9 protein-coding genes, 3 other RNA genes and 2 pseudogenes are annotated in these 13,416 nt (G+C 59.3%); 6 read left to right on the top strand and 8 right to left on the bottom strand.

Annotated features, from left to right (window positions below):
* Positions 1 to 420 precede the first annotated feature (420 nt).
* On the bottom strand, positions 421 to 2,298 hold the full coding sequence (locus tag J5I97_RS12990) for a hypothetical protein (RefSeq protein WP_208586960.1): 1,878 nt from the start codon (positions 2,296 to 2,298) through the stop codon (positions 421 to 423).
* A gap of 661 nt (positions 2,299 to 2,959) precedes the next feature.
* Here J5I97_RS12990 and J5I97_RS13000 point away from each other — a divergent pair.
* Genes J5I97_RS13000 through J5I97_RS13010 form a run of 3 tightly spaced genes read left to right on the top strand, consistent with a single transcriptional unit; the run spans position 2,960 to position 4,257 of the window.
* On the top strand, positions 2,960 to 3,622 hold the full coding sequence (locus J5I97_RS13000; RefSeq protein WP_208586961.1) for a dienelactone hydrolase family protein: 663 nt from the start codon (positions 2,960 to 2,962) through the stop codon (positions 3,620 to 3,622).
* Complete coding sequence (locus J5I97_RS13005) at positions 3,619 to 4,062, top strand: HIT domain-containing protein (protein ID WP_208586962.1); 444 nt, start codon at positions 3,619 to 3,621, stop codon at positions 4,060 to 4,062. Before J5I97_RS13000 ends, J5I97_RS13005 begins: the two co-directional genes overlap by 4 nt.
* 27 nt (positions 4,063 to 4,089) lie before the next feature.
* A complete protein-coding gene (locus J5I97_RS13010; RefSeq protein WP_002814511.1) occupies positions 4,090 to 4,257 on the top strand; it encodes a LiaI-LiaF-like domain-containing protein in 168 nt (55 codons plus the stop codon).
* Positions 4,258 to 4,532: 275 nt separating this feature from the next.
* Here the strand turns inward: J5I97_RS13010 and dcd are convergent, their stop codons facing one another.
* The 3 genes from dcd to J5I97_RS13025 form a co-directional block, all read right to left on the bottom strand.
* Positions 4,533 to 5,102, bottom strand: coding sequence for a dCTP deaminase (gene dcd, locus J5I97_RS13015; RefSeq protein ID WP_002814516.1), 570 nt, complete (start codon positions 5,100 to 5,102; stop codon positions 4,533 to 4,535).
* A 95-nt stretch (positions 5,103 to 5,197) separates the two neighbouring features.
* On the bottom strand, positions 5,198 to 6,049 hold the full coding sequence (apbC, locus tag J5I97_RS13020) for an iron-sulfur cluster carrier protein ApbC (RefSeq protein WP_208591732.1): 852 nt from the start codon (positions 6,047 to 6,049) through the stop codon (positions 5,198 to 5,200).
* Positions 6,050 to 6,343: 294 nt separating this feature from the next.
* A non-coding RNA gene (locus tag J5I97_RS13025) (sX9 sRNA) lies at positions 6,344 to 6,412 on the bottom strand.
* Here J5I97_RS13025 and J5I97_RS13030 point away from each other — a divergent pair.
* Both J5I97_RS13030 and J5I97_RS13035 read left to right on the top strand, forming a co-directional pair.
* The gene (locus J5I97_RS13030) at positions 6,411 to 6,704 is read left to right on the top strand and encodes a hypothetical protein (RefSeq protein ID WP_208591841.1); all 294 of its coding nucleotides are present in this window, start codon (positions 6,411 to 6,413) and stop codon (positions 6,702 to 6,704) included. The genes J5I97_RS13025 and J5I97_RS13030 overlap by 2 nt on opposite strands.
* Before the next feature lie 294 nt (positions 6,705 to 6,998).
* Positions 6,999 to 10,082 (top strand): TonB-dependent receptor, encoded by a 3,084-nt coding sequence (locus tag J5I97_RS13035; protein ID WP_208586963.1) that lies wholly within the window; start codon positions 6,999 to 7,001, stop codon positions 10,080 to 10,082.
* A 96-nt stretch (positions 10,083 to 10,178) separates the two neighbouring features.
* Here J5I97_RS13035 and J5I97_RS13040 read toward each other — a convergent pair.
* The 3 genes and pseudogenes from J5I97_RS13040 to J5I97_RS13050 form a co-directional block, all read right to left on the bottom strand.
* Positions 10,179 to 10,352: pseudogene (locus J5I97_RS13040) on the bottom strand (FAD-dependent oxidoreductase); the annotation flags it as partial.
* A 4-nt stretch (positions 10,353 to 10,356) separates the two neighbouring features.
* A non-coding RNA gene (locus J5I97_RS13045) (sX9 sRNA) lies at positions 10,357 to 10,432 on the bottom strand.
* A 65-nt stretch (positions 10,433 to 10,497) separates the two neighbouring features.
* Positions 10,498 to 10,747 (bottom strand): annotated as a pseudogene (locus J5I97_RS13050) (FAD-dependent oxidoreductase); the annotation flags it as partial.
* Between the two features lie 310 nt (positions 10,748 to 11,057).
* On the opposite strand from J5I97_RS13050, the gene J5I97_RS13055 reads away from it, so the two are divergent.
* A complete protein-coding gene (locus J5I97_RS13055; protein WP_238135527.1) occupies positions 11,058 to 13,199 on the top strand; it encodes a M13 family metallopeptidase in 2,142 nt (713 codons plus the stop codon).
* A gap of 19 nt (positions 13,200 to 13,218) precedes the next feature.
* Here the strand turns inward: J5I97_RS13055 and J5I97_RS13060 are convergent.
* Positions 13,219 to 13,294: non-coding RNA, sX9 sRNA (locus tag J5I97_RS13060), on the bottom strand.
* Between the last annotated feature and the right edge of the window lie 122 nt (positions 13,295 to 13,416).

Here is a 13,416-nt window from a genome sequence, read left to right on the forward strand (position 1 = left end):
GGCAACGCTCTGAACCGCGCGCTGCCGGCGAGGTCGTCATTAGAGTAGCTAACGAGCTAGCGAGAAGCTGTCAGGCGGGTTCGGGGTACGCTTGGCACATGCGCCGAAACGAGCATCGCATCGCGCACCATCCGTGTCCGTCTGGCGATGAGCGCCTCAGATGCGCGATGCTCGGCTGCGGTGCGTGGAGACAAACGATCTGCTGGTCGTAAACGCTATGATGCAATAGTCATTCGGGAACACGCATTCACCATCGTTCCAGTTGAGCCCAGTGTCATTCTCGTCGAGGGTCGGTATCGACGCTTGCGGCATAGCGGTGGTGTGCTGCGGCTCTGTCGCTGCTGGATGCACTGCCTCCCAGTCGAATAGAATGTTGGAACTCGACGCCACGGGCTGAGCTGACAACGAAGGCGCCATGAACTACTCAGAAAATGTGAAATGGTCAGTAAATGTATCGAGATCCCACTTTGTCTGATCTGCCTGCGACAAAAAATCGTCTTGACGCAGTGCTTCTCCCCATTCGAATTCAAAGGCGGAACTCGACGCCTCGGGCTGGGCTGGCAACGCAGGTACCGTCACCTCCTGCTCTGGCGTATCGGGGATCCAGACGCCTTCAGCCGCCTGCGGCCAACCACCCTCAGGATTGAGTGGAAACATGGAGGAGTCAGAAGGCTCCGCCGTTTCAGCTCTGCTTCCCAGGTCGGGCAACTGCACGTTGTAAGGATACATCTGGCGCACTTGCATCAGCATGTGTTTCAGAACACTTTTGTAGCCTAAGCTCTTGCCATGGATGTAGAGATTCAAATCGTCATCTAGCGTTGTCTCGTGCAAACGCGACGCCAATGGCTCCTTTTCGTTCTCCTGCAGCCAGGCGCTGAAGTGGCGCACATGGGCTGACAACATATTGGCGTATTTTTCCTGGTTAATGGATGTCGTCTCGCGACCGGGCGCCAACAAAGCATCTTTAAATTGCTCGCTGAGTTGGCGGTCGACGTCGTGGGCCTGACGCTTATTGCCCTGCTCAAGCGACTGCACGTCAGAAGGAAAAATATCCCGCACTTGCGCCAGCATGCCTCTTATAGTCCTGGCATGGCCTTGAAAGTCTTTATCGATAAAGATATTCAAATCGTCATCCAGCGTTGTGTCGTACAAACGCGTCGCCATTGCCGCCTTTTGGTTCGCCTTTAGCCAACCGCTGAAAGATGCCATCAAGCCTGATATCATACCGGAGTAGGTTTGCCCGTTATTGTATTTCTTCTCGGGGCCGGACGTCGACAGCGTCGTCGACAAAATATCTTTATATTGCTCGTAGAGTTGGCGGTCGACTTCGCGGATCTCACGCCTATTAATCCTCTTCGGGAAGTCCGTCTTTCCGGTTAGGTAAAAGTTCCGCAGTTGCCGCAGCGCTACAACCGACTTCTGACTGCCCGGCACGCGCGTCTTTGCGAAGACATTGGCGTCATCCATCAAGGCTTGGGAGTGCAGCCTGTCCGTTTCGCACAATCCCTTTTTATTCTCGGCGTGGAGCCATGCACTGAACGCGCGCAACGCAGTTGCATACTTGGGTTTATCAGAAAGCGCAGCATTGATGAGTTTTTTATCACCGTCAGAAGCCTCATGGCGGCGGAAACCCCGGATCTTTACCGTTCCGTCGGGGCTAGATTCGAAGGCATGCAGATGCTTCAGTGCCATGGTCAAATAATCGCTTTTCATCCCTTTTTGGAAATTCGTGGCATCGTTTTTCAGCTCGTCTTCGAAGAGCCTGCCTTGCAGACCACCCCTACTCTGCTGCCTGAGCCAATCGCTAAAACGTATCAACATGCTGGCGTGCACTTTTGTGGTCACGAGGCTGCTTCCCCCCCGCTCGGCGCCTTCTACAAACTTCGCGATGAGTTCCTTGTCGGCTGTATAGAGTGCATTGAAGCTTGACGGCCAGGTCGCGCTTAGTATGTTGGCTCTTAGCTGGGCGAACTTGCTGCGCCTATCGCCCGAGGTTGATGGACAATCAACTGGCGCCCGACGTTCCTCCTGAACTGCGACGTCTTCAGAAACAGGCTGCTGGGCTGTTGTCCCCTGGGGCTCAGGCGCATCAGCGCGCCGAAGTTGAGGAACATGACTGTTGGGGGGCAGGTGGTCGTGATGCAGCGCGAAGGGAAACGGTATCGATGTGCCGTTCGGCGCCAGAAGCGCAGCCGATCCTGGCGCCCAACGCGCAGCAGATGCCTCGATGCGTGGGCGCTTAGTCGGTCGAGCTGGCAGTTCGCCGAGGACGCCAGAAGGCGCTGACGACGACGGCATTCCGGCAGGAGCGGCGCCCGGGCTTGCCGGCCGGCCGGCCGCCTGCTCTGGCAGGCTTTGGTAAGTACTCTGGTAAGTACTCTGGGCATGCGCCCCACGACTGCTGCTCTTTGTGCTCCGCATTTTTTTCGCTCCGCTTCATGATGAAAAAGACGGCTCGTTACTTGGTCTCGTCAAGCTGATGCGGCTCAGCGATATCCGCTGAACACCACCAGCTCTCGCGCATTTGCCCCACTGATGACCTTGCTTTTTATCTGGTCGAAACGCTGCCGATCCAGCCCTCGATAATCGATTATTGTGATCGATCGATCGCACACCCGGTGCGCAGATGGCGAAGGCGTAGCGGGTTTGCCGAACATCGACGTGAGCGTCTAAGCGCCTGTTCAAAGACGTCTCGAATTATCTGATCATATTCAGATGACGACACGCTATCCCAGGGACATCAGCGGCGAGCAGTTCGAGCAGATCCGCGCTTTGCTCGAAGGTGCACGCAAGAAGACCGCGCCCCCGCTAAGGTCGCTCTGTAAGAGGTGTTCTGCGCAGTGCTCTCCTGGCATTGCCGCCTAGAAGGCTTTGAACAGGCTCTAAACCAGACCCTCACCTGCAGCGTCGCCGGTCCGGTCGATAATGCGCGCCTCCCCCTACTGCATCAGGAGTTCCCATGGGTCACTGGACCACGCTCGACACCCCCGACGGCCAGGTCGCCGCCTGGCACGCCACGCCCGTTTCCAGCCCGCGCGGCGGCCTGGTGGTGATCCAGGAGATCTTCGGTGTCAACGAACATATCCGTGCGGTGGCCGATGACTACGCCTCCCGCGGATACGAAGTGCTGGCGCCGGCCTTCTTCGATCTGGAAGAAAAAGACGTGCAGCTGCCTTACGACCAGGAAAGCGTCCAGCGCGGCCTGGCCCTGGCCAACGCGGTCGGCCTGGAGCGTGCGGTGGACGTGGTCAAATCCGCAGCGACTCTGCTGACCCGGGCCGGCAAGGTCGGCACCGTGGGCTATTGTTGGGGCGGCTCGGTGGCACTGCTGTCGGCGATCCACCTGGGCCTGCCGTCGGTAAGCTATTACGGCGGCCGCAACATCCAGCTGCTGGACGAAACCCCAAAGGCGCCGGTGATGTTCCACTTCGGCGAACAGGACGCCAGCATTCCGCCCGAGGCGATCCAGGCCCACCGCGAGAAGCTGCCGCAGATGGAGACCTTCGTGTATCCGACCGGACACGCCTTCAACCGCAGCATCGACCCAACCCACTTCGATGCCGACAGCGCCGAGCGCGCATTGGAGCGCACCCTGGGCTTCTTCGAAGCGCATCTGGGATGAGCGAGCCCGCATCGGGCAAGCCTGCATCTGGCGCGACCGGCTTCCAGCTCGATCCGCGGCTGGCTGCAGACAGCGTATTCGTCGCCGACGGACCGCTGTCGCAGGTGCGGCTGATGGACGACAGCCGTTTCCCATGGCTGGTACTGGTACCGCGGGTGGCCGATGTCAGCGAGTGGATCGATCTGGATGGCGGCCAGCAGCGCCTGTTGCTGGCCGAGATCAATCAGCTATCGCAGCTGCTGCGTGTGAGCCCGCAGGTGACCAAGCTCAACATCGGCGCACTTGGCAATATCGTGCGGCAGCTGCACGTGCATCTGGTTGGCCGCCATACCGGCGATGCCGCCTGGCCCGGACCGGTGTGGGGGAGTGGCAGCGCGCAGCGCTTCGCAGCCGATGCGCTGCAACAGCATGTCGCAACGTGGGCGCAGCGGCTACGATAGGCACCCGTCTTTCAACTACCCTTTCGCATGAAATCCAATGTCGTCGCCGCGCTGATCCTGATCCTCGTCGGCCTGCTGTTTCTGGCCAATAACCTGGGCTGGACCAATGTGAGTCTGGGCCGGCTGATCGCTACGTGGTGGCCGGCCGCCTTGGTCGCTTGCGGCGTGGGGATGTTGTTTGGGAAGGGGAAATAGCTGGGTGCCGGGATTAGCGAATCGGGCACGGGAACCAGCATGGCCTCACACCTACAGGAGGATATCGCCATGCGCCATCACCTGATTCCCGCCCTGTTTATGGTCACGTTGGGCATGTTGTTCCTGGTGGACCACCTTGGACTGGCCCGTTTCGATCCGGACACGCTGGTCCCGGTCGGGTGGCCGGCGTTGCTGATCGCAGCTGACGTGCACCACCCTGCGCTACCGCGAAAGAACGACCGCGACCTGCCGAAGGCCACGGCCGCGCCATTGCATCAGGTGCGTGGCAAGGTCACGCCAGTCTGGCCCTGGTACTTGCCGCCGCGGTCCTTGTACGAGGTCTCGCAGACTTCGTCCGACTGGAAAAACAGCATCTGCGCCACGCCTTCATTGGCATAGATACGTGCCGGCAACGGTGTGGTGTTGCTGAATTCCAGGGTCACGTGGCCCTCCCACTCCGGCTCCAGCGGGGTCACGTTGACGATGATGCCGCAGCGCGCGTAGGTGCTCTTGCCCAGGCACACCACCAGGGTGTCGCGCGGGATGCGGAAATATTCCACCGTCCGTGCCAGCGCAAAACTGTTCGGCGGGATGATGCAGACATCCGATTCGATATCGACAAAGCTGCCCGGGTCGAAATGCTTCGGGTCGACAATCGTGGAGTTGATGTTGGTGAAGATCTTGAACTCGCGCGAGCAGCGCACGTCGTACCCGTAGCTGGACGTGCCGAAACTGACGATGCGCTGGCCGGCCGCGTCGTGCTTGATCTGGCCTGGTTCGAACGGCTCGACCATCGCGTGCTGTTCGGCCATGCGCTTGATCCAGCGGTCGCTCTTGATGCTCATGCGGTGTTCCTTGAAGACGGAAGACGGCGGGCCGGAAGGCCCGCGCGAAAACGGCAAATTCTAGCAGCGACCGGCACCAACGGCCGGCCAGCGCGTTACAGCAGCGAGGCCGAGATCGGGATGCTGGCGCGTGGACGCTTGCTCAGTTCCTCCGACAGGCGCGCAGCGGCAACCAGATAAGCCTGCGCTGCTGCCGACTCGGGCGCTGCAACCACGATCGGCTGACCGGCATCGCCCTGCTCGCGGATAGCCATTTCCAGCGGCAAAGACCCCAGCAACGGCACGCCATACTGCGCGGCCATGCGCTCGCCGCCGCCTTCGCCGAACAGATGCTCACGGTGACCGCAGTTGCTGCAAGTGTGCACCGCCATGTTTTCGACGATACCGAGCACCGGCACCTCGACCTTTTCGAACATCTTCAGGGCCTTGCGCGCATCCAGCGTGGCGATGTCCTGCGGCGTGGTGACGATCACTGCGCCGGCCACCGGAATCTTTTGCGACAGGGTCAACTGGATGTCGCCGGTGCCGGGCGGCAGATCGATCAGCAGGTAATCCAGGTCGCCCCACAGCGTGTCGTTGAACAACTGGGTCAACGCGGATGTCGCCATCGGCCCGCGCCAGATCATCGGCGTGTCCTGATCGACCAGCAAGCCGATCGACATAGCCTCGATCCCGAACGCACGCAATGGCTCGATCGACTTATTGTCCGGGCTGTCCGGCCGGCCGCTCAGGCCCAGCATGGCCGGCACGCTCGGCCCGTAGATATCGGCATCCAATACACCCACCCGCGCGCCCCGTTGCCGCAGGGCCAGCGCCAGATTCACCGCCGTGGTCGACTTGCCCACCCCGCCCTTGCCGGACCCCACCGCAATCACGTTGCGGATTCGCGGATGCGGCGCGAGCGCCCCTTGCACTGCATGTGCGGCAATCCTGCGTTCGCCCATCATGCGATTGCGCCCTGTCCAAGGTCGATCGCCGTACTTGAAGCGCATTTCACCATCGTCGTCATTGCCTACCTAATTCGTCGTGTGCTGCGGCGGTAGCGATAGCCGCATCACCAACCGCAGCGCCAAAGAGGTCGTCAGTGTACCGACTCATCCAGGCGCATCTGCGGACATGAACTACGTAGACGGCAACCTGCGCGTGACCCAGCAGAGCTACAACAGCACTCCCGGGCGCGGCCAGCCCGATCAAGAACAGCTCGCACACCTAGCAGCACTCCACAGTTCGGCGATTAGAGCGGCTAACAAAACCTAGCGAGCAGTCGTCAGGTGGGTGCGAACGGCGCGCAGGAACCGGACGTGTTACATGCCGATTCCAGCACCGGCCGCGCCCGCGCCTGGCGGCGGTGCAGTCGTTATTGTTAGCCGCTCTTGGTTCCCCGGCTCTAAGATCGATGTCTACCTCGGCATCGACAACGCCTTGGACAAGAACCTGCCGCTCAACTACTTCGGCTCGGACGCCAACTCCGGTCTGTATGACAACATCGGCCAGTTCTTACGTAGTGACAACGATCAGTTTCTGAGCTTGCTGCGTTGCGCTACGCACCAAGGCCCCGGTAACCGGAGCCTTGCCGTGTCAAATATTTCTAATGAAACCTAAAAATCGAACTCGACAATCTTCGGCTACGACCTTACGAATTGCAGCGCTCGGTTCGGTTCGATCACGAATCCTACGCAGCGACAAAATGAATAGTCACCGCATCTGTCGCTGCATCCATGTGCGGACCGTCGATTTGTGCGCAGTTCCACACATCCAATGCGGATACCAGCCATTTCCTTAAAAATCCATTCAAACCACTTGCGACCTAGAGCACAGATTTATTACGTTCGAATTGAGGCCATCTGACTTTTCGATGACTGCCAATTCTCCCGGTACCCAGCTAAAAGGTCAGGAATGAGCAATCAATTTCGTCGCCACGCCCTCAAGCGCACCGCTCTGGCTGTTGTGCTGGGCGCCTGTCTCGCCAATGGCACGGTTTACGCACAAAGCACGACCGGCAGCATCTATGGTAGCGCTCCCTCGGAAGCCGGCAGCACCATCGTCGTGCAGAGCGACACCGGCTTCAGCCGTACGATCACCGTCGACACAGATGGCCGCTACAACCTCGGCTCATTACCGGTTGGTGCCTACACCGTCACCTTGCGTCGCGGCGATCAGGTCATCGACACCCGCAAGAACGTACAGTTACGCGTTGGCTCGGGTACTGAAGTGTCATTTGCCGGTGCGAGCGCCGCAGGCAACGCGGATGCGACAACGTTGGGTGCGATCACGGTCACCGCAGCTAACGTACCGAAGATCGACGTCAGCTCCACCAGCTCGCGCTCGGTCATCACCTCCGAACAGCTGACAACACTACCGCTGGGACGCAGTGCGGAAGCGATCGCGTTGCTGGCTCCCGGTGCGGTATCCGGCTCCGGTGCGTTCAACAACGGCTCGCGTTCTGTCGTATCCTTCGGCGGCTCAGGCGTCACCGAAAACGCTTACTACATCAATGGCTTCAACGTCAGCAATCCGTTGAGCAACCTTGGCGGCGTCAGCCTGCCCTACGGCGCAATCGACCAGCAGGAAACCTACACCGGCGGCTACAGCGCAAAGTACGGCCGCTCCACCGGCGGAGTGATCAACCAGTTAGGCAAGCGCGGCACCAATGAGTGGCATTTTGGCGTACAGACCGTTTGGGAGCCAGATTCGTTGGCGAGTTCTCGCGGTGATGTCTGGTATCCAAATGCAGCGCTTCCAGCCGGTTATGAGTACAGCACGCCTAACCAACCTGGGACATTGTATCGCTCCGGCAAGGACAACAAGCAGACGCGCACCGTCTACAGCGCATATGCAGGCGGCCCGCTAATCGAAGACAGGCTCTTTATTTTTGTGGCCGGTGAGACGGAAAAAGTCGAAGGCATAGGGACGAGTGCCAGCAATGCGAGCATCCAGGCTCGTGATAATTACGAATACAGCACGCCAAAGTTCTACGGAAAACTGGACTGGAATATCAACGACAGCAATATCCTTGAATATACGCGCGTCCAAAACACTGATCGCCGCAGCGGCTACTACATATCGTTCGATTACAATGGTTTGGTGAGTGGCAACCGTACTGGAACCTATCCGGATACATTCAAGATCAAAGACAGTTACGACATCTTCAAGTACACAAGTTACTTGACGGACGATCTGACTTTGAACGCTACATGGGGACGTAGCACCCAACACAATCAGCAATTCAATCCATTCATTTCCGACCTACCCTTCCTTGACAGCGTAACCAGCCAGAACCCTGCACTCAACGGCGGCATGCCGATCCGTAACAATCAAACAACCAACAGAGCAAAAGCCGAAGACCCCATCAACAAGACGCGCAGCCTGCGTCTGGAGCTGAATTACCGATTGGGTGACCACGACATCACCGCCGGCGTGGACAACATATACTTCAACGCCTACGACGAAGGAGTACGTACCACCGGTCCCGGCTACCAGTGGATCTATGGGCGCGCTGCCACGGAGCAGACTGCAGTACGTCCCGGGCTAGGGGTTGGCGCTCCGGGTCCAGGCTCGAATGGATTTTATGCCCAGCAACGTATCTTCACCACTACCACAAGCATGGCCGTGGAGCAAAAAGCTTACTACCTCGAAGACCGGTGGCAGGTCAGCGACAACTGGCTAGTGACGCTAGGTATCCGCAACGACCAATTCACCAACTTCAATAGCGATCATGTCGCTTATGTGGATAGTGGCGACCAATGGGCTCCGCGTCTGGGAGCGAGTTGGGATGTCTTTGGTGATTCATCTTTGAAAGTGTTTGCAAATCTTGGCCGTTACTATCTCGCTCTGCCTAATAGCGTTGCGATTCGTGGAGCGTCGGCATCGACTTATACCGATCAATACTTCACTTACACAGGTATCGATGCTGACGGCGAGCCAACTGGCTTGACTCCGTTCGGGCCGGGACCGGTCTCGGCCAATGGCGAATTTGGCCAAGCACCCAATCCAGGTGCATTTGCTCCGAGCGATTTGAAATCGCAATACCAAGACGAGTTGATTCTTGGGTTTGAGAAGACGATTGGCGAACATTGGAATTCCGGCGCCAAGGCGACGTATCGAAAGTTGGAAGCGGCGATCGACGATGTCTGCGACATGCACAACGATGACTACAATGCACGCGGCGACCTGAAGCTTGTGGCGCAAGGAATCGACCCGAGGACCGTCGATATCCTGTATTGCGTGATTTTCAATCCGGGCAAGACCAACACCTATAACCTCGCCAATTTCGACGGATCAGGTTTCACCCAACTACAGATGTCCCAATCCGACTGGGGCTTCACCGACAAGGCCAAGCGTAGCTACATTGCTGTAGATCTGTTCTTGGAGCATCCGTTTGATGAGAAGTGGTATGGCCGTGTCGATTACACCTGGTCGCATAGCTATGGCAATACCGAAGGGCAAGTGAAGTCGGATAATAGTCAGGCCGACGTCTCCAAGACGCAGGACTGGGATGCGGCGGCTCTGATGTATTACGCGGGTGGTAGCTTGGCGAACGATCGTCGCCATCAACTGAAAGCGTTCGGTGCTTACCAGATCACGCCAGAGTGGATGGCATCAGCCACCCTGCGTGTCATGTCAGGCACCCCGGTCTCCTGCCTTGGCTACTTCAACGATCCGGAGAATCCGGATCCGATCAATTACGAATCGGCCTACCACTATTGCGCAGGTAAGCCATCAAGGCCTGGTGACGCTGGCCGGACCCCCTGGATCAAGAATGTGGACTTGGGTGTGACCTATCGTCCCTCGTTCGCCGCGCACAAGCTTGCGATCGGGCTTCAGGTGTTTAACGTATTGAATGATCGTACTGTCAATCGCGTTAACAGCATTTATGAAACTGCTCCTGGCCTGGTGTCGAATACCTATGGAATCGGCTTGGAAAATTACAACTACAACACTCCACGCTATGTGCGTCTGTCTGCCTCCTACGATTTCTAATCGTTGCAGGCGGTAGCATCCATGTGATACTTGCGCTGGCTATGCCTTTACATCAAGGCCTCTGTTTCCGAGGCCTTTTTTCGAACTTTCCACGCCAGACAAGGCCCGCAACACGCCGGCCAATTGTTCCAGACGCGCTTGGTAGGCCGGCAATACCGCAGCATCGCGTGCGGAAAATTTGGCGATTTCCTATTCCGTGCGCCCTGCGCCGGCCAGCAAATGTTCACCATTGGGCAACGACAGAAAGTTATTGATGCGGCGCGGCACCAAGAGCGGCTAACAAAACGTAGCGAGAAGTCGTCAGGTGGGTGCTCACGGCGCGCAGGAACCGGAGTGTACGCGTGGTACATGCCGATTCCGAGCACCGGCCGCGCCCGCCTGGCGGTGAGCGCAGTCGTTTTGTTAGCCGCTCTAAACGCAAGGCGTAGCGTTCCAGCGCCAGATCGGCGATGACCTTGGGCTGCAGCAACGACACCGTGTACGCCACTACCGAATTGCGCAATCCCAGGTAGAACTCTTCGGTCGCCGCCGCACCGCCGACCACCTCACGCGCTTCCAGATACCAGCATCCGTTTGCCGGCCTTGGCCAAATACGCAGCGCAGACCAAGCCATTGTGGCCGGCGCCGATGATCAGTGCATCCAACGGTCTGTTGGCGATGGGCATGCGCTTGTATATAGCACCGCTTGCACAAGCCAGCGATTTGGGCGGTAGCGACCTTGCGACATCTGTCCACTCGCCCACATCTACAAAGGCAATGTTGGCCTGGAACTCTGCTCAGAGCCGCACTGCCCAAGCCGCAGAGGCCTAGCACGACCTGCGCCGCGCACATCGCGCTGCGCACCACCAAACGCACACCAGACCAACCTTACGCCAGCCCATCTACACACTCCGCACCCATGACCTTCGACACCATGCCATCCAGCTGGCGTGGCGTAGAGTGCCTGCCACAGGCCTGGCAACGGGCTTACCATTGATGCTTTTGGAGTCCTTTGTGATTCGTACACCTCGTTTATTGACGTTGACCCTGTCCGTGGCCGCCGCGCTGAGCGGTTGCAAGAAGTCCGAAGACAGCGCGACGGCCGCTCCCGCAGCCGACACGGCGGCGACCACCCCCGCTGCACCCAAAACGCTGACCCTGGACCAGAGCAAGCTGCCGGCGGTGAACCAGTTCACCGCGGCCGATCTGGATGCCAATGGCAACGCCTGTAACGACCTCAACGCCTACGCCAACGCCAAGTTCCTGGCCGCCAACCCGGTGCCGAGCGATCGCACCAGCTGGGGCGCGTTCGAGATGCTCGAGGAGCGCTCCAACGCGGTCCAGCAGCAGCTGGTCGAACAGGCCGCAGCCGACACCAGCGCCACCGGCGTGGAAAAGATCGTCGGCGACCTGTGGTCCACCGGCATGGACGAAGCCAAGATCAATGCTCAGGGCATCGAGCCGCTGAAGCCGGAACTGGCCGCGATCGACGCCATCAGCGACCAAGCCAAGCTGGTCGACTATCTGCGCAGCAGCGCGGCCAAGGGCAACAACGTGCTTTTCAGCTTCGACGCCGGGGCGGACTTCAAGAAGTCCACCCAAGAGATCGCCTACGCCATGCAAAGCGGGCTGGGTCTGCCGGATCCGGAGTACTACACCAGCCCAGCCAACAAAGCCAAGCTCGAGGCCTATCAGGCGCACGTGGCCAAGGTGCTGGAGCTGTCTGGCATGGCTGCGGCCGCCGCCGCCGCGCAGGCCAAGCAGGTGGTCGCGTTCGAAACTCGTCTGGCCAAGGTTTCCAAGACCAGTACCCAGCTGTCGCGCGATGCTTCGCTAGCTTACAACCCGATCTCGCCGGCCGATGCCGACAAGCTGACCCCGAACTGGTCGTGGACCGAGTTCTTCAAGTCGCAGGGCGTGACCACGCCGCAGATGTTCTCGCTGGCAATACCCGCCTTCCATCAGGAAGTCGGCAAGATGATCGCCGACACCGATCCGGCGATCTGGCGTGCCTACCTGCGCTTCCACACCGTCGATGGCGCCTCGCCATTCCTGAGCCAGCCGTTCGTAGATGAGAGCTTCGCTTTCTACAACAAGACCATGCGCGGCCAGAAGGAAATCAAACCGCGCTGGAAGCGCGTGCTGGCGACCATCAACGGCCAGGCCGGCGAGGCGCTGGGCCAGCTGTACGTCAAGGTCGCCTTCCCGGCCGATTCCAAGGCCAAGATGGAAACGCTGGTGACCAATCTGCGCACCGCGCTGAAGGCCCGCATCGAAAAGCTGGACTGGATGAGCCCGGAAACCAAGACCCAGGCGATCGCCAAGTGGGAAAGCTTTGCGCCCAAGATCGGTTACCCGCAGAAGTGGCGTGAGTGGAACGGCTTGAACACCGGCCGCGACAGCTACCTGGGCAACGTGCAGGCCGCGGCCGAATACAACTACAAGTGGAATATGTCCAAGATCGGCAAGCCGGTGGACAAGACCGAATGGGGCATGAGCCCGCAGACGGTCAACGCCTACTACAACCCGCTGCAGAACGAAATCGTGTTCCCGGCCGCGATCCTGCAGCCGCCGTTCTTCGACCCGAATGCGCCGGAGGAAATGAACTACGGCGGCATCGGTGCAGTGATCGGGCATGAGATGACGCACGGCTACGACGACCAGGGCAGCCGCTTCGGTGCCGATGGCAACTTCATCGCCGATCCGGGTTGGTGGACGCAGAAGGATCGGGACGCGTTCAAGGCACGCACCGGCAAGCTGGTTGCGCAGTTCGACAGCTATCGCACCACCGCCGGCGACAAGGTCAAGGGCGAGCTGACCCTGAACGAGAACATCGCCGACCTGGGAGGCCTCAACACCGCCTATGACGCGATGAAGACCGCCACCGCCGGCAAGGACGACCCGAAGACCGACGGCATCAACCGCGATCAGGGCTTCTTCCTCAACTGGGCCACGTTATGGCGCCGCAACGTCACGCCGGAAAATGCGTTGTTGCTTCTAAAGACCGACCCGCACGCACCGTCGAACTTCCGCGCCATCGGTGCACCGTCGAACATGCCAGCATTCGCCGCCGCGTTCTCGTGCAAGGCAGGCGATGCGATGGTGCGTCCCGAGAAAAACCGCGTTGTGATCTGGTAAGTGCTGATCGGTTAAGAGTAGCTAACAAAACGTAGCGAGCAGTCGCCAGGTGAGTGCGGACGGCGCGGAGAAACCGCAGTGTACGCGTGGTACATGCCGGTTCCGAGCACCGGCTGAGCCCATCTGTCGGTGAGCGCAGCAGTTTCGTTAGCCGCTCCAAATTCGTTGCAAGCGCTTTCAGCACCCTGAACAACACGCAGGCCCGCGCACGCGGGCC

Origin of the sequence: Xanthomonas fragariae (assembly GCF_017603965.1) — a bacterium.
Classification (GTDB): domain Bacteria; phylum Pseudomonadota; class Gammaproteobacteria; order Xanthomonadales; family Xanthomonadaceae; genus Xanthomonas; species Xanthomonas fragariae_A.